20 protein-coding genes are annotated in these 25,156 nt (G+C 58.0%); 12 read left to right on the top strand and 8 right to left on the bottom strand.

Annotated features, from left to right (window positions below; genetic code table 11):
- The first annotated feature begins 16 nt into the window (after positions 1–16).
- Both Pan181_RS04835 and Pan181_RS04830 read left to right on the top strand, forming a co-directional pair.
- Positions 17–1,057: a PEP-CTERM sorting domain-containing protein gene (locus Pan181_RS04835; RefSeq protein ID WP_145245749.1), complete on the top strand. Its 1,041-nt coding sequence runs from the start codon at positions 17–19 to the stop codon at positions 1,055–1,057.
- A gap of 380 nt (positions 1,058–1,437) precedes the next feature.
- Positions 1,438–2,193 carry a PEP-CTERM sorting domain-containing protein gene (locus Pan181_RS04830; protein ID WP_197528917.1) on the top strand — a complete coding sequence of 252 codons (756 nt, stop codon included), beginning with the start codon at positions 1,438–1,440 and terminating at the stop codon, positions 2,191–2,193.
- A 187-nt stretch (positions 2,194–2,380) separates the two neighbouring features.
- Here the strand turns inward: Pan181_RS04830 and Pan181_RS04825 are convergent, their stop codons facing one another.
- From Pan181_RS04825 to Pan181_RS04800, 6 genes are all read right to left on the bottom strand, one after another.
- Positions 2,381–2,890, bottom strand: coding sequence for a hypothetical protein (locus tag Pan181_RS04825; protein ID WP_145245748.1), 510 nt, complete (start codon positions 2,888–2,890; stop codon positions 2,381–2,383).
- A 359-nt stretch (positions 2,891–3,249) separates the two neighbouring features.
- Complete coding sequence (locus Pan181_RS04820; protein WP_145245746.1) at positions 3,250–3,858, bottom strand: hypothetical protein; 609 nt, start codon at positions 3,856–3,858, stop codon at positions 3,250–3,252.
- Between the two features lie 21 nt (positions 3,859–3,879).
- Positions 3,880–4,821, bottom strand: coding sequence for an IS5 family transposase (locus Pan181_RS04815; protein ID WP_145244898.1), 942 nt, complete (start codon positions 4,819–4,821; stop codon positions 3,880–3,882).
- Positions 4,822–5,582: 761 nt separating this feature from the next.
- Complete coding sequence (locus tag Pan181_RS04810) at positions 5,583–6,872, bottom strand: phenylacetate--CoA ligase family protein (RefSeq protein WP_145245745.1); 1,290 nt, start codon at positions 6,870–6,872, stop codon at positions 5,583–5,585.
- 114 nt (positions 6,873–6,986) lie between these two features.
- Positions 6,987–8,177, bottom strand: a complete 1,191-nt coding sequence (locus tag Pan181_RS04805; RefSeq protein ID WP_197528916.1) for a PQQ-binding-like beta-propeller repeat protein — start codon at positions 8,175–8,177, stop codon at positions 6,987–6,989.
- 116 nt (positions 8,178–8,293) lie between these two features.
- Positions 8,294–10,135, bottom strand: a complete 1,842-nt coding sequence (locus tag Pan181_RS04800; protein ID WP_145245743.1) for a sigma 54-interacting transcriptional regulator — start codon at positions 10,133–10,135, stop codon at positions 8,294–8,296.
- Positions 10,136–10,381: 246 nt separating this feature from the next.
- On the opposite strand from Pan181_RS04800, the gene Pan181_RS04795 reads away from it, so the two are divergent.
- Together Pan181_RS04795 and Pan181_RS04790 are read left to right on the top strand one after the other, a co-directional pair.
- Complete coding sequence (locus tag Pan181_RS04795; RefSeq protein WP_197528915.1) at positions 10,382–11,806, top strand: BNR-4 repeat-containing protein; 1,425 nt, start codon at positions 10,382–10,384, stop codon at positions 11,804–11,806.
- 163 nt (positions 11,807–11,969) lie between these two features.
- A complete protein-coding gene (locus Pan181_RS04790; protein WP_145245739.1) occupies positions 11,970–13,457 on the top strand; it encodes a S10 family peptidase in 1,488 nt (495 codons plus the stop codon).
- 82 nt (positions 13,458–13,539) lie between these two features.
- Here the strand turns inward: Pan181_RS04790 and Pan181_RS04785 are convergent, their stop codons facing one another.
- Complete coding sequence (locus tag Pan181_RS04785; RefSeq protein WP_145245738.1) at positions 13,540–14,931, bottom strand: phenylacetate--CoA ligase family protein; 1,392 nt, start codon at positions 14,929–14,931, stop codon at positions 13,540–13,542.
- Between the two features lie 149 nt (positions 14,932–15,080).
- Positions 15,081–15,959 (bottom strand): helix-turn-helix domain-containing protein, encoded by an 879-nt coding sequence (locus Pan181_RS04780; protein WP_145245737.1) that lies wholly within the window; start codon positions 15,957–15,959, stop codon positions 15,081–15,083.
- Positions 15,960–16,139: 180 nt separating this feature from the next.
- Here Pan181_RS04780 and Pan181_RS04775 point away from each other — a divergent pair, with 180 nt between their 5' ends.
- The 8 genes from Pan181_RS04775 (at position 16,140) to Pan181_RS04740 (ending at position 25,129) form a co-directional block, all read left to right on the top strand.
- Positions 16,140–17,441 (top strand): L-rhamnose isomerase, encoded by a 1,302-nt coding sequence (locus Pan181_RS04775; RefSeq protein ID WP_145245736.1) that lies wholly within the window; start codon positions 16,140–16,142, stop codon positions 17,439–17,441.
- Between the two features lie 81 nt (positions 17,442–17,522).
- Positions 17,523–18,980, top strand: coding sequence for a purine-cytosine permease family protein (locus Pan181_RS04770; RefSeq protein WP_145245735.1), 1,458 nt, complete (start codon positions 17,523–17,525; stop codon positions 18,978–18,980).
- Positions 18,981–18,994: 14 nt separating this feature from the next.
- Positions 18,995–19,192, top strand: coding sequence for a hypothetical protein (locus tag Pan181_RS04765; RefSeq protein WP_145245734.1), 198 nt, complete (start codon positions 18,995–18,997; stop codon positions 19,190–19,192).
- A gap of 50 nt (positions 19,193–19,242) precedes the next feature.
- Positions 19,243–20,718, top strand: a complete 1,476-nt coding sequence (locus Pan181_RS04760; RefSeq protein ID WP_145245733.1) for a rhamnulokinase — start codon at positions 19,243–19,245, stop codon at positions 20,716–20,718.
- A 32-nt stretch (positions 20,719–20,750) separates the two neighbouring features.
- Positions 20,751–21,533 (top strand): biotin--[acetyl-CoA-carboxylase] ligase, encoded by a 783-nt coding sequence (locus Pan181_RS04755; protein WP_145245732.1) that lies wholly within the window; start codon positions 20,751–20,753, stop codon positions 21,531–21,533.
- A 136-nt stretch (positions 21,534–21,669) separates the two neighbouring features.
- Positions 21,670–21,996, top strand: a complete 327-nt coding sequence (locus tag Pan181_RS04750; protein ID WP_145245731.1) for an OadG family protein — start codon at positions 21,670–21,672, stop codon at positions 21,994–21,996.
- 49 nt (positions 21,997–22,045) lie between these two features.
- On the top strand, positions 22,046–23,173 hold the full coding sequence (locus tag Pan181_RS04745) for a sodium ion-translocating decarboxylase subunit beta (RefSeq protein WP_145245730.1): 1,128 nt from the start codon (positions 22,046–22,048) through the stop codon (positions 23,171–23,173).
- A 126-nt stretch (positions 23,174–23,299) separates the two neighbouring features.
- Positions 23,300–25,129, top strand: coding sequence for a biotin/lipoyl-containing protein (locus Pan181_RS04740; protein WP_197528914.1), 1,830 nt, complete (start codon positions 23,300–23,302; stop codon positions 25,127–25,129).
- Positions 25,130–25,156 lie beyond the last annotated feature (27 nt).

Genomic DNA, 25,156 nt, shown 5'->3' with positions numbered 1-25,156 from the left:
CAACAAGGCCATCGCCATGCGACGCTACGAGAGCCCTATCGCAAAAAAAGCCAAGTTGCTAGCTTCCGCCACGCGGCTGATTGCCGTCCCGGTGCTCTTCGTGCTGTTTCCAACCACCAGCATTGCCGGCGAGCTACTCAACACCAATGGATTCGAGAGCTACGACCTGGGCCAGTTGAAGAATCAACTCGAAGGCCCCACGCTTTGGCTCTCTGCCGGCAATGGTGGCGGCTCCGCCGAGGTGGCTAACTCCATCGGAGTCGACAGCACCAAAGCCGTGCGGATCGAGCGTCAGGCCGATTCGTACGACTGGTGGTCGGTCCCCTTCACCGGCAGCGGACTGCCGAATGCCCGATTCGTGATGATCGATTGGGACATGAAGGTGCTCCCGACCAACGCGAACCAAGGCGTGTATGGCCCATTCTTTGGTGTCGAGGTGTACGACGAGGGCATCTACCCCAACTTTCCTGGCCTACTCGCCACGTTTGGAGTCGACGCAACCACCCGGGACGTGGTGTACCAAGATGCCATTTCTTTCGTCGAAACCGGCTACACGGTCGACGATGCCTGGCACCACTTTCAGCTGCAACTCGATTACCAAACAAACACTTACGACATCTCCGTCAACCAACTCCGGCTGAACGAGTCGCCGATCGGCTTTATCGATGGGCCTTCCACCAGTTTTGGCGACGCAGACATCGCCGCCTACGAAGCTGCCACCGACCTGCCCTCCCTGGAACAACCCGGGACCGCTTACATCGACAACTTCAGGATTCGCGAATCGAATCTGCTGCCGGGCGATTTCAACGCCGATGGCTCGGTCGACCTGGCCGATTACACCGTATGGCGAGATCATCTTGGGGCTGCCGACGAGTTAGCCATCGCCAACGCTGGCGACGGACTTCTGGGAGTCGATACCAACGACTACCTGCTCTGGAAAAGCAACTTCGGCACTACACTCACCGCCGGTTCGCTCCATTCGGTCACCGTGCCCGAGCCGAGTGCCATTTGCTTGTTGGGACTCTCGATCGTTGGTTTTTGGCTCGTTCGTCGCTAGGGCAAGTCTACCCGGGCGCATCGATCTCACAGGCATCCAACGTCCCTACAATTCCTTTCCTTGCGACGCGTGGCACTCCTCTATGGCCCGCTACGAGTACCTAACTGCCGAGGCTGTCCCCTCAACGAACTACCCGCAGGTCTCTACTTCCTGTCGGATTGCAAAAAAGGGGCTTTCCCAATCCGTGAATTCGCCCACGACGCGGGTTATAATGACCTCGCCAATCGTGCGATGGGTCCGGTAGGCTCCACCAGCAGCGAGACTTGTCTTTACTGGGATTCCTCCGCCACGAATGAGGGCACCATTCCGCGGGCCTGAAGGGTCTGCTTTTGATTTTGCATCTCTGTTACTGAGTTAATCGCTTTTGGGAGATTCGACTAATGAACTACGGGAGATTTTCTGCTCTGCTGGCGGCCGTGGCTGCCATGGCCATCGCCAACCAGGCGTCGGCCGCGGTTATCGATGACTTTTCCAGCGACTCATCAGGCGACTACATCCAGTCGTTGGTCCTTGATCAGAACGCGACCGGCGATACGGTGCTCGACATCGCCGGTGGGGTGGCTCGTGTTACCAAGTCGGCTGGTACCGAGGCCGAACAAAACGTATTTCTTCGCAGCGATTACGGTATCGCCGTTGGAGAAACCCTGCGTGTCGACGTCAACGTGCCCGCGGTGGGTGGCAACCAGGATTTTGGCATCGCGATCGCCACGACCGATGATCCGGCCGATGCGGTCTGGACCTCCGGCACCGCCGACGCCCGCCAAGGCATCCTCTATTCCTATGTGAAGGCTGGTTCGGGGCAAGTTCGCACCGACGGGTACGACGCAGCCACCGGCGCGGGCCTTGGCAACTTCTCGGCTGATGTCGACGTGACCACCGTCACCGGGCTGTACATCACCCGCACCGGTCCACTGATGTTCGACGCAGGCTACACAACCGCCTCCGGCGACGCGCTCATCAACAGCTACCTGGTCGACTCGGCCGACTTCGGCTCCGCGGTTGGCTTCTATAGCGACATGCGTGCGGTAGCAACACTCGGCGAGTTCGACAACCTGCGGGTGGTGCCCGAGCCATCGACGTTGTTGCTCGCTGGTTTAGGCCTGGCTGGTCTGGCAGTGGCCCGCCGCCGCAAGTAAACGAGCCCTCAAGGTAATGCTGGACCCGCGTGGCCCGCCAACCTTGACCAATAAGTTCTTCTGCATCGGCGTCTGGAGCTGGACTCAACACCAGTTCCAGACGCCTTTTTGTTTTGGGGTATGTCAAAGACTAAGACTGCAACTTAAGTTGCAGTTTTTACATTACCAGCATCGAGACCCGCAGTCGCTAATGCGCTGCGGGATGCTTGACCATAAAGCGTCCGTGGAGAATTCGCCCCTTCTCATCTTTATGATAGCTATAGACAAAGCATCGATTTTCGGTGCAACGCACATCGAGCTGCCCGGGATTGTCCACTCCTGATACTTTGCCGGTGCAGAGCGGGCAGCGAAAGTTGGTGCGGTGGGTGCGTTTGAAGTCTTGCACCATTCGATCGATCCGCTCCTTCTCCTCTTGAGCGTTCCGCTTCCGCGCGGGGGTCCATAGGTAGAAGTAGTGCCCTCGGCGGGGAGTAAAGGTCCGCTGCTGTGGATGGTACTCCAAGTCGGATTCAAGGTCTGATTCTCCAGCGGCGCCAAAGAGCGACACTTGGAATGTAAAGAAGTTTCTCACTAGACTTGTCGGGCCGCAGAACCGCTCGTCGTTAAACGTGGCCACCAGCGTTCCCTCCGCGTCGACATCGGTTTCATCCATCTGAGGCACCAGCTCGCGATTGAGAAACTCGTCTAACGATGCCATGAACTCGGTCTCTACCAACCTTTGGTGATAGTCAGTAGCGAAAGGCCCTATCTGAAGGTGATCGATCCATTGCATCCCAGTCCCCTCTGGCTATAAGCAGTACCGATGTCTCTCAAAGCGAAAATCTCCAGCTTTCAAGGTGACAGCGGAGCCCCCCTGGGTCTAGCCCCTGCTAACGAGCTAGAGCGGCCGAAGAGTGAACCACGGAGGGCACGGAGGATCTGCAGTCTGTCCGCGAGCGGATATCTTAACGCGAGCTGGATCCAAGGGTCCCTAGGAGACATACCAATCTGAAGTCGAACAATTGAGATACTCTTGAGCCTTGGTGGACATCGTCAGAGAAAAACTGCGTCGCGTAACTACAACCCTGCAGTCCTAGATGGCTGCCCCTCTCTTGACCTCTCCATTAGGATACCAATTTCGTACTGAGTTGCGATGGAAGCATGCGCCCGATCATCCTCCACTTCGAATGTTGCAATTGTTATGCGTCCAGTTGAACCTTTAGCCAATTCCATGGTGCCTTTGCCAAGAGCCGTGTTCAGCCCATACTGATCAGAAGTGAACACATAACCATCGAGTATTCCCTTGTTCGCTTTCAAGTCTCGGATTGACAACTTGCCGTTTTGCATTCTCAGTGTCAGATCTGCCCGACTGTTATACCCCAATCCGATTGGATGAAATACATCGGAAGTAGCAGCGACTTTCGACACTTCCCGCGACAACGGACCATCATGCATTGCTTTGACACTGCTGTTCACGGGACCTAGGTACAACAAGCAATTCATGCGAGAACCACTATCAAACACGAAATGGTATTCATCCAAATCAACTGCTTTGCAGACATACTGTGATTTACCGGCTTTAAGAGGGATAAAATAAGGAGCCCAACGACCGGCATTTGCCACAATTGCCACACCTACAGCTAAAACCGTTGTAACGATGAGCGTTCGCTTGATAGTGAATTTCATAGTGATGGCAGGCCTTGTTGACTAACTCCACTCGAACTGTGGAAGCCCGAGTTGGGTGAATTGATTGATGATTTTACAGCGCAAGCGGGCTTCCGTTTGTTGGTTTTCGAATACTCGGTTTTTGAGATGGCTCCCAAAGCTTTGTTTCACTCGGTACATGGTCGTTTCCGCCAAGCTTCTACGATGATAGCCCACTTCCTCTTTCCAACTCCTACGCCCCTTGCGTCGAATCTGACGAATTGCCTCGTCCCGGGGCAAAGGCTCCTCCGCAGAGTTGCCATGTTGTTTGATCTTGGCGTTGTGCTGCGGCGGAATCACCGGCTCAATGCCTTCGGATTCCAGCCCTTCATAAACCTTCCACTTGTCGTAACTACCGTCGCCGTGAAACTTTTTTACGGGCTGCTCCACCTGCTCCAGCATTTCGGGAACCGCATCGGCATCGTGGCAACTGTTCTCGGTCAAAATCTCCGCCACAATCTCGCGGGTGTCAGGATTCACCGACAAATGCAGCTTCCGCCATGTCCGCCGCTTCGACTTGCCATGCGTCCGCATCTTCCATTCGCCCTCGCCAAACACTTTCATGCCGGTGCTATCCACCACGATATCGATGTCGCCCCTCTTGTTAGCGATATCGAGCGAAACATTCAGCTTGCTGGCTCGCTTGGCGAGCGAAGAATAATTGGGAATCGCTGCCTCGACGCCCAACATCGCCACCAGCGAGCGGCCGAATCCCTCAGTCTGCCGATAGGGAAGTTTCAGCAGTTCGCGAATCGTCAGCAAGCACTCGATCGCCGTATCGCTGAAGACAAAAGGGCGACCGACTTTTGTCTGGTCGTTAGGATGTTCCCAGTTCTCCAACGCCTCGTCGCTAAACCAAATAGTGATGTTTCCACGCTCGATGAGCGACTTGTTATACTCCTTCCAGTTCGTGACTTTGTAGGTTCGTTTTTCTTTCGTAGCCATGTTCGATCTCCGTAAAAAAGGTACGTGGTTCCATTCCACGTTAGTTTTTACGGAGGTTTGTGACTAATTGTTCAACAAGGCCGTGATGGCAACAAGAATCTGTGCAACAAGCCTCCCTCCTAACGTGGACTCGGCTAACCGTGAATCTAGGTCTGCGTTTCGGTGTTTACAAGCTATCATCCCACGCAAAACGGCCAAATATTTCGCTTTACTTCGCCGCCGGATCTGCTCTAATGGATACTTGAACACACGTCCACATACACACTTCTAAAACAAGCGATTTTCTCTTGGTGCTTTTCTGCACCCGTTTGGCTGCTGCTCTTTGACATCGCGGTGCTTGGATTGATCGACTGGTCGCTATTGCGGGCGGGGGGATCGCTGCTGCGCGGAGGGAAACGGGGCGTTCGGCTGCAGGCGATAAGCTGTAGGCCGCCGGATACTCGATAACCTCTCCCTCGCTCCACCCCCTCCCCAGAATAGATTCCCACCGGTGGGAATCTATTTTGGGCAACTTCCTCGCGGGGCGTTGCGTAACTGCTTCGCAGCGAACGACTTACGTCGTCGGTGCGGCGTGAAAATAGATTCCCATCCGATGCGTTTTGGAGATGGGAACCTATTCCGGAGCGAAAACCCCTGGTTTTGTAGGGTTGGTGCGGATTCAATTTTCCCATGAGTGGGTAAATTGGGAATCAACGGGAAAGCGGAGTTCGGTTCCGCAAATCGCGCACTCGGAGGCGATTGCTAGCGACTCGGTGGGTGAGCTACTCGGCTTGGCTCACTTGGCGCTCGTCGACAAATCGCCGGCCTTTGCCTTCGAACCTCGGCAGCGTCATCGGCGGGACGAGTCGCACGTCGATCGATAGCCCGAGTTGCTTCTGCAGCTCCGCGGCGATGCGGTCGGTTTCCTCCATCCGGTCTTCGACTTCGATGGTGACCATGTCGAGCTGCCCTCGCTTGCGGGCGGTCAGTCGGTACTCGACCACTTCGGGGAAGCTGCGGAGGATTTGCTCGATGCTGGTCGGGTAGATGTTGACGCCGCGGATGACGAGCATGTCGTCGTTGCGGCCGAGGACTCCGCCTTGGAGGAACACGAAGTTGTCGACGCCGTCGGGGTTCCAGACCGGGCGGACGATGTCGCCGGTTCGGTAGCGAATAAGCGGCGAGCCTGCCCGACCCAACGTGGTGAGCACCAAGTGCGACAGCTCGCCCGACTCGGCTGGCTCGCCAGTGTCGACGCTCAGGAACTCGGCAATGAACTCCGATTCGACGATTCGGAGCCCTCGACCTTCAAGATCGCCGTAGCCCCAGGCGCCGATCTCGCTGGCTCCAGCGTGGTCGACGAGTTTGGCGTCCCAGCTCGACTCGATGCGCTGGCGAATGGCCGGCATCGACCCGCCGGGCTCGCCGGCCACGACGATTTTGCGAACCGCCAAGCGGGCAAGCGAGATCTGGTTTTGCTCGGCAACCTCGGCCATGTGCAGTGCATAGGTCGGCGTGCAGCAGAGCACGGTGGTCTTGAGCCGCTCCATCAGGTCGATGCGAGCAAGAGTGCTCATGCCGCCGCCGGGTGCGGCGAGCGCTCCGCGACAACGCAGCGCACCGAACGCAGTCCAGAATCCAATGAAAGGACCGAAGGAAAAAGCGAGCATGGCACGATCGTCAGCAGTAACTTCGGCAACGTCGAGCACGTACTGCCAACACTCGAGCCACCACTGCCAGTCCTCCTCGGTGTCGACCACCGGCAACGGCCGCCCACGGGTGCCGCTGGTTTGGTGGAAGCGGATGTAGCGATCGAGCGACCAGGTAAGGTTGGCCGGCATCAAGGGTGGCTCGCCCTTGGGCAGCAGCTCGTCCTTGGTCGTGAAAGGCAACTCGGCCAGCTGATCCAGGCTGTCGAGCTGCGTCGGCGAGCTGGCCAGCTTGCAAGCGTAAAACTTATTGTGCGGCAGCACTGTATCGAGCAGTTGATTGAGACGGTTCAACTGATGGGCTTCGAGCGCCGGGCGGTCGAGCCGCTGCAGGGCTCGACGATGTTCGTTAGTGTTTGCCATTTAACCAGTTTGCTACTCTGCTGCGGATCGCTTTGCTGCGAGCTGCGGCAGGAGTCTTTATTGCCAGTGCAGATGAACTACCCACCTGAAGATGACAGACGATACGGATTGAATCTACTCGGCGACGCAAAACAGCTTGGAGCTGGTGCGAATGAACAATCGCCCATCGGCCACGGCCGGCGTGGCTTCGGTACCTTCGCCCAAGTCGGTTCGGCCGAGCACTTGGAACTCGCGGCCGGCCGAAAGCATGATCGCTTCGCCTTCCATCGAGACACACAGTATACGATCGCCGAGCAGAATCGGCGAACAATAATAACCGCCTCCCAATCGCTTGACCCACAAGGTCTCTTGCGTGGAGAGATCGATGCAACTCATGGTGCCACGATCGTGAATCAAAAACAGCAAATCCCCCATGGCCACGCCGGTCGGTACGTACGGAATATTCTTAGTAAGTGTGTAGAGCTGCTCGCAGCCGGTCGGGGTGATACGGCATGCGGTCATCAGCTTACCCCCGCCGCCGCTGCCGCATGCGGCGAGCACCACATCGCCTGCGACAACCGGCGAGCCGACCGTACGTTCGGGAAACCCCTGCGGCGGCTGCCACAGCTTGTCGCCGGTCGCGGGGTCGATCACGGTAATCCCTTCGACCTGCGACGAGTTGACGATTACCTGCTTGTCGTTAGCCAGTGTCATCGTCGCCGGAGTGGAGTAGGCCTCTTTGCCGGTGTCGCGAGTCGCTTGCCAGCGCTGCTTGCCAGTGCTGCAGTCGAAAGCCGCCAGGTAGCCTTGCTTGGGGTTGTCGCCCTGCAGGCAGACCAAGTCGTCGATCACAATCGGCGATGCCGAGAAGCCGTGCTGGCAGGTAAACTCGCCGAGGTCGATCTCCCACACCGGCTTGCCCGCGTGGGTGTAGGCGGCCAGTTGCACGTGCCCGGGCCGGTAGTAAGTGACGTACACCTGCTTGTCGTCCACGGCCGGCGTGCTCGAAGCCACTGCGTTGAGCTGATGCTTGCGGAACGGAGCCCCGCCGAGCGACTGCTGCCAGGTGCGTTTGCCGGAGTCAACAGCGTAGGCTTCGAGGTACACCTGCCCGCTCTCAGAGCCGCTGGTGACGAAAAGCTGGTCACCATGCACCACCGGCGAGCCATGCCCGGAGCCGGCCAGATCGACTTGCCAAGCGAAGTCGTCCGGAGTCCAACGATCGGGAATCGCCAGCGCGGGGGCGATGCCAGCCCCGTTGGGTCCCCGGAACCGCGGCCACTCGTCGGCCATCGCGGTCGAGACCACCATGAGCAAAGCCAGCATGCGTGCGCTCGTGCGACCAAAAAACTCCATGCATTTACCCCAACATCGGCTAGAGGATTAGGCGTTGTGCGAAAGCTCTGTTCCCACAACCAGCAAGGCCCAGTACGGCCGCAGAACTATCGCTCGATCTTGTATTGTTCGATCTTACGATACAGGGTTGCCCGGCCGATGCCAAGCAATTTTGCCGCTTCGGGCACATTATCGCTGGTACGCTGCAGCGCTTCGATGATGAGTTTGCGTTCCCACTGGTCGATCGCCAGGGTGTCGAGATTATCGCTGCCGGTGTCGCGAAGTGCTAAATCGGAGGGCTCAATCTGCTCGCCGTCGGCCATGACCACCGCACTATCGAGCACGTTGCGGAGTTGCCGTACATTGCCTGGCCAACGATATCCCAGCAATTTGTTGCGCGACGCTTCGCTCAGTGTCAAACCAGGTCGACCATGCAAACGACAGAAGTGGGCGAGGAAATGATTTACCAGCAACTCGATGTCGCCTTCGCGATCTCGCAACGGTGGCAAATACAACTCGAACACGCTCAGACGGTAGAACAGGTCTTCGCGGAACTTGCCTTCGCCGACGTAGGTTTGCAGATCGCGGTTCGTTGCTGCGATCACGCGAACGTCGACACTAATCTCCTTGGTCGCCCCGACCGGCAGGAACGGGTGGCCTTCGAGAATGCGGAGCAGCTTGGCCTGGCCCTCGAGCGTGAGCTCGCCAACTTCGTCGAGAAAGAGCGTGCCGAGGTCGGCCTGCTGGAAGAACCCCTCGTGGTCGCGGTCGGCGCCGGTAAACGCACCCGCCTTGTGACCGAAGAGCTGACTCTCCATCAGGTCGGCGGGAATCGCTGCGCAGTTGACGCTTACCATGGCTTGGCTCGAGCGACCACTCGCGCGGTGGATCGCGCGGGCGACCAGCTCTTTGCCAGCACCGCTTTCGCCGCGTACCAACACGCACCCCGAAGCTCGGCTGACTCGTTGGATCTTGCTTTTGAGTGCCAGCATCGGTTTGCTTTCGCCCAACAGATCGTCGGTGCCAGCAGTGCTCTCGCGGAGCCGCTGATAATCCTTCTGCAGGCTTGTAATTTCGCGTGCGCGCACCAGAGCAATGGCTACCAGATTGGCAACCGTAATAATGAAATCGAAGTCGGACTGCCGAAACCGGCCATCTTCGAGATATACGTGGATCGCGCCCAAAGTGTTCCGATCCTTGCCGAGCTTCTGCACCAGCGGCGCGCAGATCGCATCGGCAAAGTGGCCCAGGTTCGACCCTTCCTCGGCCTGATTCGCGACCCACACCGCATGGCCTCGCGCACTGACCAGTTCGGTAAGCGACGGGCTGAGCGTGACGCGTTCCGCTGCATCGGCCGGCAGCACAAACTTCGGCTTCAGCGTTCCGTCGTCGCTCATCCAGAGGAATCCCGCGATCGACGCACCGGTTCGTTTCTCCAGCAAGTCCAACGAGCACATCACCACTTCGTTCGGATCGCTACACCCCAAGAGTTTGATGCAGAGTTGATAGAGCAACATCAGCTCTTTCACTTGCTCGGCATCTGGCAGACCGATCAGCGAGTCGCCGTCGACACTGCCGCTGATCACCTCCTTGTCCTGCACGATAGTCTGCAGCAGTCCGGTGTTCTCGCCGGTGCCGGCGGTGGGGGGCTCTTCCGACGTTTGGAACTCGAGTTCGGTATCGCCGAGTCGAATGACATTGCCGCTGGCCAGAATCGCTTCGTCGATCTTCTGCTCGTTGACGAACGTTCCATTGCGGCTATGGGCGTCGCGGAGCAACCAACCGTCGTTGCAAACCGCCAAGCGGGCGTGCACCCGCGAGCAAAGTGCGTCGGTCAGCGGCACTTGGCAATTGCTTCCCCGGCCGAGCAGTGTCTCGCCTGCTGGGTCGAGGGGAAAGTTAGTACCAGCTTTTTCGCCGGAAAGTTGTGTGAGATAAGCGTACGACATAAGTTCTATCGGCTGCGCAAGTCCGTGCCCAAGCTCTGCATTATCGCCGAGATGGACGCAAATTGCCACTCCTTAGCCAAGGAATCTCCCTCGGTCCCCAGTACCCACGGTTTGTCTCCAGCGGTCGATACGATTATGCTCGACAGAATCACGATCGCCGTGCTGCGAGGTGGAAACTGTTTGGTCCCGCCCCGCGGCGTTCGGCTCGGTTATTCTCTTAAGTTGACTCCAGCCCCAGGCAGACACATGCGGACTTTCATCGCTTGGCAATCGACTCGCTTCATTGCACTTGGCTTAGTGGTTCTTGGATTTTGGGTCGCTGCGATGCCTTGGTGCCTGGCGGAGGAAACTCCGTCGGCTTCCCCTATCGTCGCTAATCCCAATGGCGGTTGGAGTTGGTTTGGCGACGAGCGGGCGGTGATCGACAACGACCGTCATCTGCTGTACGTCGGCTCGCTGGCAAATCATGCCGGAGCGGGCGGCAAGGCCAAAGACGGCGATGTGGAGGTAGCCCGCGTCGACCTGAAGACTGGCCAGGTAATCGGCATCGACGTGCTGCATCACGGGTTGCTTTCGTACGGCGGCGGCGACGACCACAATTGCCCGTCGCTGTTTGTGCTGCCAGATGGCCGATGCTTGGCTGCGTACGCGGGACACAACAATGGACCAACCACTTACTTCCGCCTGTACGACCCCGACACCAACCAGTGGAGCGACGAAACCACGTTCGACTGGAATGCGGCCATCGAAGGGGGCTGCGACTTTGGCTGCACCTACAACAACCTTTTCTACCTGCCAGCCACGCAACAAGTGGTCAATATTTCGCGCAATCATCATCGCTGCCCGAACGTGATTGTGTCGAGCGATTTTGGGCAACACTGGCAGTACGCGGGACAATTGGTAAAGCCATCGGCCGCAGAGGGAGCGCAAGGTTTCTACGTGAATGGGTACCTGAAGTATTCCTCGCAGAAAGACCGGATTCATCTGGTTGCCACCGAACGACATCCGCGACACTTCAACAACAGCCTTTACCACGGGTACCTCGAAGCGGGAGCACTGCATCGCACCGACGGCACGGTGGTCGACACCTCGCTCGACTCGCAAGCCGAAGCCGATGCGACGCAGTTGACACAAGTGTTTGCTGGTGGCACCACGTACGACGACGTCGCGATGACTCACACTTGGATGGCCGACTTCGAAGCCTACGCCGACGGGCAGCTTGCCATGTTGTTCAAAGCGCGAGCGGACGACTCGATCGAGGACCATCGCTTCCTGTACGCTCGCTGCAACGAAGGAACCTGGCAGGTGTCGCCGCTGGCAAAGGCTGGCGGCCGACTGTTTGGCAGCGAGCAAGACTATACCGGCCTGGGGGCTCTCGATCCGAACGATCCGAATACGCTCTATATCTCCACGCCGATCGATCCGCAGACGGGGAAGTCGACCAAGTTCCACGAAATCTACCGTGGCACCTCGGCCGACGAAGGCCTCACCTGGACTTGGCAGGCTATCACCCGCGATTCGGCCGCTGATAACTTGCGTCCGATCATTCCGCGATGGGCACCGGGACATACCGCATTGATCTGGAACCAAGGGACGATGATCAGGTCGCAAAACTACGATATGCGAGTGATGTTGCTGCTCGACCCTTTGCCCGCCCCTCCTAAGCAGTAAAAATCCCGTATTTCGCCCAGGCAACTGGCATTCTGGCGGTCTGGGCCATAAAATCGTGGGCTACCTACCTCACACGGCCTATCCTTACTGAGTTTAGTCCCGCATCCGGGAAACCGTACCGACGGCCTCCACCCCCTGCCCTTCCTCTTAGCCCCCGCATGCCATGAAACGTCTGCTTTTGATGCTCGCCCTGCTGGTTACTGCCTCGCCATTTGCCATGGCCGAGGAGAAAGACAAGAAACCAGAGTCTAAAACTCCCGAACCTTCGGTCACCCACCACGAGATCACGCTCGGTGGTGAGACCTTTAAGTACACGGCCACCACTGGCAAGCTTCAGATGAAGGACGACAGCGGCAAGGTAAAGGCCGAGATCTTCTCGGTGGCTTACACCCGCGACGACGCTGACGTTGGCACCCGTCCCATTACGTTCTGCTTCAACGGCGGCCCCGGCTCGGCCAGCGTTTGGCTGCACCTCGGCATGTTGGGTCCGCAACGCGTGCGCGTGCCCGACGACGCCACGACTCCGGCCCCTCCGTACACGACCGAGCACAATCCTCACTCGCTACTCGACGTGACCGACCTAGTGTTCATCGATCCGGTGAGCACCGGCTACAGCCGCCCGGCCGAGGGGGAAGATCCCAAGCAGTTCCACGGTTACGAAGAAGACCTGCGTAGCGTTGGCCAGTTCATCCACGACTACACCACGAAGAACGAACGCTGGAGTTCGCCGAAGTACGTGCTAGGCGAAAGCTACGGTGGTGTTCGCTCGGCTGGTCTGAGCGGCACCCTGCAAGATCGTTATCGCATGTACCTGAACGGCATCGTGATGATCTCGCCAGTGGTCGACTTCAGTACCATCCGTTTTGCTGACAACAACGACCTGCCTTACATCCTGTTCCTGCCGAGCTACACCTCGACTGCTTGGTACCACAAGCAATTGAGCGACGAGCTGCAAGGCATGTCGCTTGAGGAAGTAGTAGCCGAGGCCGAACACTTTGCCTACGGCACCTATGCTCGTGCACTGCTGCAAGGCACCTCGCTTCCCAAGGAGCAACTCGACAAGGCCATCGCCCGCTACGCGGAGTTGACCGGCCTGGAAGCCGATTACGTTCGCGACAACAACCTGCGCGTATCGATGAGCGAGTTTGGCCGCGAGCTGCTTCGCGAAGAAGGCAACACGATTGGTCGCTTCGACAGCCGGTTTAAAGGCGTCGATCGCGACAATGCCAGCAATCGCCCACAGTACGATCCCAGCAGCACTGCGATTACCGGTGCGTTCGGTGCCGGCATGAACGAGTACATGCGGGGCACACTGAAGTTTGAAGACGATCGCGTGTACGAACTCGGCGGTGCTGTTGGCCGCTGGAACTATGGACGTTTCGAAAACCGCTACGTCGACGCCAGCGAAACGCTACGGAACCAGATGAGCCAAAACCCTCATCTCAAGCTGTTCGTCGCTTGTGGTTACTACGACCTGGCAACCCCTCAGTTTGCCTTCAAGTACACCAAAGACCACCTGATGCTGGTACCTGAGTACGTGGACCGCGTCGAGGTCAAGAAGTACGAAGCGGGTCACATGATGTACATCCTCGATGCCGAAGCGAAGAAGCTTCGCGACGACCTGGTCGAGTGGTACAAAGAAGCCCAGTAAGGCGACCGGCTGCCATGGCTGCAGCCTCGATTGAAACGCACGACTCCTGGCGAGCCATCGTTCGGCTCGCCAGGAGTCTTTTTTATTGTGGGTCGACCTTGCAAATGATCCGTTGGAACTTGCTGCCATCCTCCTCGGGCTGCAGACGATCGACCGTTTCGATCGTGTACTCCAGGCCTCGGGTGCCATTGTCTTCGAGCTGCTCGGCCATCGCGGCTCGCACTTCGTCGAGGTCCACACTCGCTTCGAGCGGCTCGATGCGAATGTGTAGCTTGCCGGGCTCCTCTTGAACAATTTGGTACTCCCGAGCTACTCCTGAATGGCCCACCGCCTGCTCGACCACCGAGGGATGGAGCGGCTCCGGCTGGCCATCCTCCAGCGCATAAAGCATCTCGGAGCTACGACCATCGATCCTTGCGATCAGTGGCATGTTGCTCGCGCACTCACATGGCTCGCTGGCCATCACGACGATGTCGTTTACTTCGTAGCGTATGAATGGCTGGATGCGGTTCACCAGGTTGGTGATCAGCACCTTAGTGCCTGGCTGCCCATCGGGCACCGGTTGGTTGTCGTCGTCCACGACCTCCACGATCGCCCAATCGGCGTTCACGTGCATGCCACCAGTAGTCTGGCAGGCCGCAGTGAGGAACAAACACTCGCCCATGCCGTAGTCGTCGAAAATCGGAGCGTCGAACAGCTTCTTGTACCGCTCGCGGGGACCAGCGAGCAGCTTCTCGCTGATGTTCACCACCTGCTCCAGCTGGCCTCCGAGGTCAAGCTCGCCCGCTTCGATATCGCGGGCCAGTTCGTGAAGAATGCTGGCGTACGTCGTAAGGTGGGTCGGTTTGAACTCGGCCAGCTGGGCACCCAGGTTTTCGTCGTTCAGCGACAGCTGCAGCACTTCGATGAACTGCCGCACGCTTTCCGGCATATACTGGAACGCAGAGCCCGAAGGATAGAAGCCGGGCTTCAGCGTGACCGCCGCTAGTCGCACTGGCTCGGTAAAGCGTACTAGTAGCTCCTTGAGATCAAGCGACTCCGCATGCCCGCGCGCGGCCTGCAGGGCGAACAGCAACTCGAAGTCGAGTGGCGACTTCACCAGCAGAAGAGCCTGGCCTGAGCTACCGGACGTGTGCCCGAGCACGTACTTGTCCTTGAACAACTTGCCAAGATTCCCCTGATCTTCCAGGAACTCTTCGACTTCACTTTGAGTCACGTCGTCGACGGTCAGCCAGTCGTCGAAGTGTTCCATCACCTCCTGCTTGTTCGAGGTTGGCAAGTCGCTGAGCTGAAAGTCGTCGCAATCGATGCCTGCGTACTTCTCCGCCAGATAGGGAGAGTGCTCCTTCGCGTGCCGCAGCAGGTGCTCCAGCCGACGGTGCTGACGCGACTCGATCGCTTCGCGACTGGCGGTGCTCATCGATTTGATTGATAACGCCCGGGCGCCGAATCGCAGCGTGTCAAAAAGTCCCATGTTCTCTCGTTTGTGCTCTAGAGGGCCTCATCTTATTCGCCTTGCTGACTATCCACACATAATCAGCCGCCTAAGTATGGGCGGGTCCGTGGCTACAGAGAATAGGGTGACCAGCAGAAAAGTCAAACTTACTTCCGTCTCTGTTGGCATCATGCATTGTGGGCGAGCGACTCGCGCTGCCGATAGGTGCGTGGGGACATGCCAAAATGCTTGCGAAATTGCCGAGTGAAGTAGTTGCTGTCGTTGAAGCCGACGTCGTAGGCAATATCGGTCACACTCCGATCCGTCTGCCGCAGCAGTTTTGCCGCCTGCGTGGTACGTAGCTGGATCAGGTAGGCAATCGGCGTGCACCCCATTGCTGCTTCGAAGGTTCGCAGGAAGCTACGCTTCGACATCTTGGCCATGGCGACGAGTTCCTCCAAATGGATCGACTCGGAGTAGTGCGTTTCGAGATGTGTGATACTACTGGCGATGCGCAACAGCGCCCGAGAGTCGGCGTTGTTCGACTGGCTATAGCAACGCGACAAGTAGCCCACTAGCTGCATGAACATCGCGGTCGCCATGAATCGGAACCCAGGCCCGCGACGCTGCAGTTCGTCTTCCAGTTGATCGACGAAGCCGATGGCCGTGGCGACTTCGGTAGGTTTCAACCGCAGCCGACTGTTGAACTGGTGCCGCTTGCGATAAGCCGGTTCCAGGCGAAACAGCGCGTGGTATCCTGGCAACGAGCTGAGATCCAGCAGGTCGAGCGATAACTCGTTCTGGTCGAACAACACATTGATCAACCTCAAGCGATCCATGTTCAAATAGTCGTGCGGCATCGATCCGCCGATGGCAAACACATCGCCGGCGCTGAGTTGCCAGGAGTCGTCGCCGGTGACATGCAGCCCACGCCCGCCAGTGATGATGACCAGCTCGCTAAACTCGTGGGTGTGCACCCCAAACGGTTGCTGCGGGTCGCGACGCTCCACGGCCATGGGAAAACCATCGGCGTGAAACCAGTCGTGTTTTTTTAGGGTGATCGCCATGGCCGACCAAGCATCGACAAGAGGAACAGCGCAGGAAAGCGTCCCTACCAGGGGCCAAACATCCTGGCACTATTGTGCTAGTCGGCGGCACAATTGTCAAGGAAACCGCTACCGCCGCCCTGGTAGGCTGCAACCGTAGTCGACACACTCTACTCAACTTTTCTCACTTGGCGGTGATCTATGAGCGATTCTTGCGCGTCGGTAGAACAGGCGTATCAGTTGGCCCGTGAGCGATATGCTTCGCTCGGCGTCGATACCGAACAAGCCCTGGCCCGGTTGGCCACCATCCCGATCTCGCTGCATTGCTGGCAAGGGGACGACGTGGTTGGCTTCGAACAATCGGGCGACGAGCTCGGCGGTGGTCTGGCCGTCACTGGCAACTACCCCGGTAAAGCCAACACGCCAGACGAGTTACGCAGCGACCTTGAATTGGCCTACTCGTTGATCCCCGGCAAGCATCGCCTGAACCTGCATGCCATCTACGGCGAGTTTGGTTCCCACGTTCCCGATCGCAACGAAATCGATACCGATCACTTTACCGGTTGGATCGATTGGGCGAAGGATCAGCAAATTGGCCTCGACTTCAACCCCACGTACTTCGCCCACCCCAAGGCGAACGACGGGCTCACGCTGGCCCACCCCGACAAAGCGATTCGTGACTTCTGGATCGAACATGGCATCGCGTGCCGAAAGATCGGGGCCGCCATGGGGCAAGCGACCGGAACCGCGTGCGTAACCAACTCTTGGATCCCCGATGGATACAAAGACACGCCGGCCGATCGCAAGAGCCCCCGCCTGCGCCTGCTCGACTCGCTCGACAAGGTGTTTGCGGAGAAATTCGATCCCCAGATTCATCTCGACGCGGTCGAGAGCAAGCTGTTTGGCATTGGCTCCGAAAGCTACGTGGTCGGCTCTCACGAGTTTTACCTCGGCTACGCGATCACTCGGCAAACACTGCTGTGCCTCGACGCGGGACACTTCCACCCCACCGAAGGCATTGCCGACAAGTTCTCGTCGGTGCTGATGCACGTACCCGAGATGCTGCTGCACGTTAGCCGTGGAGTGCGTTGGGACAGCGACCACGTGGTCACCTACACCGACGACCTGCAGGCGATCGCCCTCGAACTGGTTCGCGGCGACTATCTCGCCCGCACCCATATTGGGCTCGACTACTTCGACGCCAGTATTAATCGCATCGCCGCCTGGGCCATCGGCACCCGCAACATGCTCAAAGCATTGCTCATGGCCTTACTCGAACCGACCGAACAGCTGATAGCCTACGAGCAGTCAGGCGACTTCACCGCTCGGTTGGCGTTGATGGAAGAAGCCAAGGTGCTACCTTTCGGCGCCGTCTGGGATTACCATTGTTTGAAATCCGAAGCACCAGTCGGCATGGCTTGGCTGAACAAGGTGAAGGACTACGAGCAATCGACCTTACTCTCCAGAGAGGCCGAGTGCTCCGCGGCAAGCGTCAACGCATAGCTCCAAGAACACCGATCGGCTTCGATCGAAGTTTGCTGGAAAACAACCTTTTCTACTCATTCGTTGTTTGGGCGGACCCTCATGGCAGATGACAATAGCACCTCAAAGGGTGAATACGAGCGCGAACCGGTACCCGATCATGCCTTGATGGGACCCGGAAAGTTTTGGGGCATGTACGCTGGCGAGCACGCCGCAGGCACCGAGTTTGCCATTGGGCCGTTGTTTCTCGCTGCGGGCGCCAGCTTGCAGGACCTGATCCTCGGTCTGCTGATTGGCAACATCCTGGCGGTGCTTACCTGGCGTTTCTTGGTAACTCCGATCGCCATGTCGAAACGCATGACGCTCTATTACCAACTCGAACGCATCGGCGGCGGTTCGATGGTCAAGCTCTACAACGTCGTGAATGGGGTTCTCTTCTGCTTTCTTGCAGGAGCCATGGTTACCGTTTCGGCAACCGCGGTTGGTGTTCCGTTAAAAATCGACTTTTCCGTCCCTAGTAATCTACTCGCCCTCGGCAAACCAGAGTTTACGCTACTCGTGATCGCCGTTGGTGCAGTGATGGCGGTGATTGCTGCTGCTGGCTATGAGATGGTCGCTCGCGTGGCGAACATTTCTGCACCGTGGATGATTGCGATCTTCGCCGCGTGCGGGATCGTCTCAATGGGACGCATGGAAGTCAGCAACTACGCATCGCTCTCCGAAGCCTGGACCAACGGCATTCAGTTCGTGCAATCGGTCGAAGGTGAGAAGTCATTCTCTTTTTGGCAAATCGTGGTCTTCGCCTGGCTGTGCAACGGTGCGATGCATTTCGGCATGGCCGACCTCACGATCTTCCGCTTTGCTCGCGACAAGTCGTCGGGCTGGGCTCCGTCGATCGGCATGTTCCTCGGTCACTACATGGCCTGGATCGCTGCGGCCTTCATGATGGGAGCCGCGATTAAGGTCGCTCAACAGAGCGGCACATCCAATGCACTGATCTCCAGCGATGGCAAGTCCGTGATCGCCGACCCGGGCATGCTGGCCTTCCAGGCCCTCGGTTGGACTGGCATTCTCTGCGTGATCATTGCGGGGTGGACCACAGCCAACCCGACGATCTACCGCGCGGGACTCGCCTTCCAAGGCATCTTCCCCAAAAGTTCGCGGGTGGCAATGACCCTGGTCGCCGGAGCAGTTGCGACCGCCGCGGCTGCGTTCCCGAATCTGTCGCAACAACTACTTGGGTTTGTCGGAACCTACGGTACCGTGCTTGGCACCATGGGAGCCGTGATTGTTGTCGACTACTATCTGATGCGAAAGTTCGGCCTTACCGACGAATACGCCATGCACAGCAAGAGTTCGTTCAACGCTGCAGTGCTGATTGCCTGGGTGCTGCCGGTAGCGGTAGGGTTGTATTTGATTTTCAATCCAGTCGAGGAGAAACGCATTTTTGCTGCTTACCTGGTAATTCCCTGCTGGCTGGTCTGCGGCGTGCTGTACTTGGTACTCTCCAAATTCATGCAACGGCCGGTTCCTAGCTACGATCAACTGGCCTCTAAATAACAGGGGGATTCGCGATGCAAACTTTGCTGAAACCCATCTCGTATCTGGCATTAATTGCCACGATTCTTCCGGCACTGCTTTACATGGGGGGCGTCATGCCTCTTAATGCAGTGCAGTTAACAGCACTCATCGGCACAGTAGCTTGGTTTGTTGCCACTCCGCTTTGGATGGGCCGCAATATAAAAGTCGACGCCGATCAGGTGAAAATCTAAACTTATCCTCGACCGAGGGCCGCTTGCTGCGCCCTCACGGCTTTTCGATCATGACTAAACATTACATAGCTTGCGATCTAGGTGCCGAAAGTGGGCGGGTGATGCTCGGCAGGCTGGCCGATGGAAAACTCACGCTCGAGGAAGTCCATCGCTTTCCCAACCATGCGATTCGGGTTGCCAACTCGATGCGCTGGAACGTGCTCGGCATCTTCGAACACCTGAAAGAGGGGTTGCGCATCCTCGCCCAGCGCGGTATCTCCGCCGCCGGCTTGAGTGTCGACTCGTGGGGAGTCGATTACGTATGGATGGGTGCCGGGCAGCCGATGCTAGGCGTTCCGCATCACTATCGCGACCCGCGAACCACGGCTCCCTATCAAAACGCACTTGAGAACATTGGCCGCGAGACGATCTTCGGCGAGACCGGCATCCAGTTCATGCAGCTCAATACCATGTACCAGATGCTGGCCGACGTGGAGCAATGCCCTGAGCTAATCAAGCTGGCCGATCGATTTCTTACGATTGCCGACTACCTGAACTACCTGTTCAGCGGTGTTGCCAAGTGCGAAGTCAGCTTGGCCAGCACCACGCAGTTGTATAACCCCGTTGCTGGCAACTGGTCGGACAAACTTATCGAAGCGTGTGGGCTGCCCCGCGATGCGTTTCCCGAGATCGTGGCGTCGGGCACCGTACTGGGTTCACTGACCGAAGAAGTGCAAGCGGAGACCAAGCTGGCTGCCGCGCAGGTGATCGCCACCTGCTCGCACGACACCGGTGCAGCAGTTGCGGCGGTACCGGGCGAAGGCGAAGAGTGGGCCTATTTGAGTTCGGGCACCTGGTCGCTGATTGGTGTCGAACTGCCCGAGCCACTCATCTCCGAGAAAGCTCGCACCGAGAACTTCACCAACGAAGCCGGCTTTGGCGGAACCACCCGCTTTCTGAAAAACATCATTGGACTGTGGTTGTTGCAGGAGTGCCGCCGATCGTGGGAACGCGATGGAGTGTGCCACGACTACGCGGAACTCAACCAGATGGCCGAAGCGAGCGAGCCATTTCGGTCGCTGGTGAATCCCAATGACAACCGGTTCCTGCAACCACCAGACATGCCTGCGGCCATCGTCGATTATTGCCACAGCACCTCGCAGCCGGTTCCCGAAACGCCGGGCCAGTTCACTCGCTGCATTCTCGAAAGCCTGTCGCTGCTCTACGGTAAGTCGCTCGGCATCCTCGAAGAACTGACTGGCCGCACGATTCGCCAACTGCACATCGTCGGCGGGGGAAGTCAAAGCACGCTGCTCAATCAGTTTGCCGCCAACGCGACTGGCCGCACGGTCGTTGCCGGGCCGGTGGAAGCCACGGCCATCGGCAATGTGCTGATCCAGGCCATCGCGCTCGGCGACATCCGCGATCTGGTAGAGCTTCGGCAGGTGGTTCGCAATTCGCTTCCGGTAGAGTACTATCATCCGCAGCCCTCGCCGGAACTGCAGTCCGCCATCGAACGATTCAGCGACCTGCGGGCTCGTCGGTAAATCTTCCGAGTATATTCACAATCCTGGTGCATATGCATTCCGCTCCCCTCGAACTCGCTCGTATCACCCAAGACACCTGGATCGACCGGGTTCACTTCTTCGACCAAATCGACTCGACCAACAACGCCGCCCTGGCCCATGCGGCGAAATCAACCAACCCATTGGCCGAGCTGTTTGTGACCGATCAACAATCGGCCGGGCGTGGACGTGGCTCGAATCGGTGGTGGTCGGGCGAGGGGTCACTCACCTGGTCGGTGCTAACGCCGCCGCTGGAATGCTCGCTGAGCGTGCTGCCTCAGGTCTCGTTGACGATGGGGCTCGCGATCATTTCGGCGGTCGAGCAGTTCATCGCGGGCGACGTCACACTGAAGTGGCCGAACGATGTTTTCCTGAACGAAGCCAAAGTTTCTGGCATTCTCATCGAACTGGCCGGCACTACCAAACGCCTGGTCGTGGGAGTTGGTCTGAACGTGAACAACACCACTCGCGACGCACCGGAGGAACTGCGTCGCACGGCCACCAGCATGATCGACGTGCAGAGCGACCCCGAAATGGCGTTTGACCGCACCGCAGTGCTGGTGGCCTGTCTACAACAAATAGACCAATATTTACAGCGTTTTCTGGCTCGTGACCCACAGCTTCCCGACGAATGGCGAGCCCACTCGCTGCTCACCGGGCGGCAGATCCAGATCACCACTCCTCGAGGCGATATTACCGGCACTTGCGATTCGATTGCCGACGACGGGGCACTCGTGGTTCAAACACCCGCTGGAACCGAGCATTGCTACGGGGGTGTGGTGGCCAATTTTGCGTAAATCACCTGCTTCCCCCCGATTCAAAATGTATATTGCCATAACTATGTTATGGTCTGCTCATAACTATGGTATGGTCTGTAGCTTGCCAATTACGTAAGTACTGCAGTTCCACTCGCAAATAGACAAGGCAAACTCCGTGATTTCCTTCTCGTTACTAGCAGCCGCCGAAGCCGAAGCTACCGCCGGTGGGTGGCAAGCCGTGGTTGAAGGCAACGGCATCGCCATTTCGCTTACCGGCATGGCCATCGTGTTTGCCGCCCTGGTAGTGATCTCGCTATTCATTGCGTTCGTTCCGCGTGTGCTGGACTGGCTCGATCCGATCCTTCCCAAAATGCACTCGCACCCCGCTCCTCCGGCGCGAGAGGAACAGTCGGCCACCGACCACGAACGCATCGTGGCCGCCATCGGCATGGTATTGCACACCGAGATGCAAAAACACAGTGCGTCAAACCAAGTAAAGTAAGACACCAACTCCCCACACACGATTCGCCACTCTTCGCAAGAACTTCTCGATGGATATCTTTCTGCAGTTTCTCGAAACGACCGGCTTCGCCAACATGACGTTGGAAAACGCCTGCATGCTGCTCGTCGGGCTTGTGTTCATCGCTCTGGCGATCATCAAAGACTACGAACCCTTGCTATTGGTGCCAATCGGATTTGGCATCCTGATCGGCAACATTCCGACCAGCGAGTCGATGTCGCTCAGTGTTTACGACAAGGGAAGCGTACTTAGTTACATTTATTATGGTGTGCAGGAAGGTATTTTCCCGCCACTCATTTTCCTTGGCATCGGGGCGATGACCGACTTCTCGACCATGCTCTCCAACCCCAAGTTAGTGCTCCTCGGAGCAGCTGCTCAAATGGGCATCTTCCTGACGCTAGTCGGCGCACTTTACCTCGGATTCCTCCCGCAGGAAGCTGCTGCGATCGGCATCATCGGCGGTGCAGACGGGCCGACGGCCATCTTCCTGTCGGCCAAACTCGCCCCGCACTTGCTGGGTGCCATTGCGATTGCTGCCTACTCGTACATGGCGCTGGTTCCGGTGATTCAGCCGCCGATTATGCGGTTGCTGACCACCAAAGAAGAACGCTTGATCCACATGACTCCTCCGCGGCACGTCTCACGTCGTGAGAAAATCATCTTCCCGGTCGCCGCATTCCTGATCTGTACCATGATTGCTCCCGGTGCGATCGTGCTGATCGGCATGCTGTTCCTCGGCAACCTGCTGAAGGAAAGCACCGTGACCGAACGACTCGCGAACAGTGCTCGCAACGCGATGATCGATATCGTCACTATTCTGCTCGGCTTCTCGGTTGGGGCCAGCACCGACGCTAGCCGGTTTATCACCAAGCAATCGCTGATGATCTTTGGACTCGGTGCCCTGTCGTTCGCTATTGCCACGGCTTGCGGGGTGCTGTTTGCTAAGTTCATGAACTTGTTCCTCAAAGAAAAAATCAACCCACTCGTGGGTGCAGCCGGCGTGTCGGCCGTGCCCGACTCTGCTCGCGTAGTGCAGATGGTGGGTCATAAAGAAGATCCTCACAACTTCCTCCTCATGCATGCTATGGCTCCCAACGTTGCGGGAGTGATTGGCTCGGCCGTTGCGGCCGGTGTGCTATGGAGCGTGTTGGGCAACTAGATTCGTGTAACAGCTCAAGAGATTTGAACCACAGAGCACCAAGATAAAGCCTGCGAGCTTTCGCCCGCAACGCTCCTCGTGTCCTCTGTGATCTCCGTGGTTTAAACAACAACCAAGAGATAGATCGTGTCGAAGAAAAAAGTTGACTTCATGTGCACCGCCTTCCGCGATGGATTCCAATCCGTCTACGGAGCGCGGGTGTTGACCAAGGACTTCCTGCCCGCCCTCGAGGCCGCCCGCGATGCCGGCATCGACTACTTCGAAGCAGGCGGCGGAGCCCGGTTCCAGTCGCTCTACTTTTACTGTCAGGAAGACGCGTTCGCCATGATGGACGCCTTCCGCGAAACCGCGGGTCCCGATGCCAACTTGCAGACCCTCGCCCGCGGGGTGAACGTGGTTGGCCTCGAATCGCAGTCGAGCGACGTGATCAAGATGCATGCCGAGTTGTTCAAGAAACACGGCATCACGACCGTCCGCAACTTCGACGCCCTGAACGACGTCAACAACCTGATCTACAGCGGTCAATGCATCGTCGATGCTGGCCTGTTGCATCAGGTGGTGGTCACCATGATGGAACTGCCACCCGGCTGCGAGGGCGCACACGATGCCGACTTCTACGCCGACACGCTGCAGCAGATTCTCGATGCCGACATCCCTTACGATGCGGTCTGCTTCAAAGACGCTTCGGGCACCGCGGTACCGTCGAAGGTGTACGAGACGATCAAGCGGGCGCGGAAGATGTTGCCGAAGGACGCCTACATCCACTTCCACACCCACGAGACTGCCGGCGTGAGTGTCTTGGCCAACAAGGCCGCGTTGGATGCGGGGGCCGACGCAATCGACCTGTCGATGGCTCCCTGCTCGGGCGGTACCTGCCAGCCCGACATCCTCGTGATGTGGCACGCCCTCCGAGGTAGCGAATACGAGCTGGATATCGACATCGATAAGGTCCGCGAAGCCGAAGAAGTCTTCAAGGAATGCATGAGCGACTACTTCCTGCCGCCCGAAGCGGTAGCGGTCGAGCCGCTCATTCCCTGGAGCCCAATGCCCGGCGGGGCGCTGACGGCCAACACCCAGATGCTTCGCGACAACGGCATCATGGAAAAGTACCCCGACATGATTCGCGCGATGCGCGACGTGGTCGAACGGGGCGGTTATGGCACTTCGGTCACGCCGGTCTCGCAGTTCTACTTCCAGCAGGCGTTTAACAACGTGATGTTCGGCCCTTGGCTAAAAATCGCCGAGCCTTACGGTCAGATGGTGCTCGGCTACTTCGGCAAGACTCCGGTGCCGCCGGATCCAGAGATCATGAAGCTGGCTTCCGAGCAGTTGGAACTCGAACCAACCACCGATCCCCCGCTAGAACGCAACGACGCCGATCCAACCAAGGGCCTGGAGGCTGCGCGCAAGAAGCTACAGGAACGCAACTTGCCTGAGACCGACGAGAATCTGTTTATCGTCGCAACCTGTAAAGACAAAGGCCTAGCTTTCCTAGAAGGAAACTCCGAACTGGGTGTTCGCAAGGTCGACAAGCAAGCTGAAGCCGCAGCGGCCGAGGCCCCCGCAGCCGATCCAAATAAATCAGCGGAATACACGGTCACCGTAGATGGCAAGGATTACTTCCTCGCGTTCAACGGCAACAACGTGGTAGTCGACGGCAATGTGTATCAAGTGTCGCTCGCCGAACGCTCCGGTAGCAGCGCGAGCGATGGCGGTAGCGCCCCCGCCGCGAGCACCACTGCAACGACGGTGGTGCACGCCAAGATGCCAGGAGTATTGCTTCGCTCGAATGTCAGCCGAGGCGACCGAGTGGCATCGGGCCAAGCCATGTTTGTACTGGAAGCCATGAAGATGGAAGTCCCCGTCGCGGCTCCCTGCGACGGAGTGGTGAAAGAAATCATGGTTCAACCCGGCCAGCAGATCGCCAACGGACAAGACCTGGCGCTGATCGGTTAGCTGCAGCGGTAACTAGGTCTCGCGAGG

This window comes from Aeoliella mucimassa (assembly GCF_007748035.1).
GTDB lineage: Bacteria > Planctomycetota > Planctomycetia > Pirellulales > Lacipirellulaceae > Aeoliella > Aeoliella mucimassa.
Note: the sequence above shows the minus strand (reverse complement) of the source record. Positions and strands in the feature narration are given on the sequence as shown.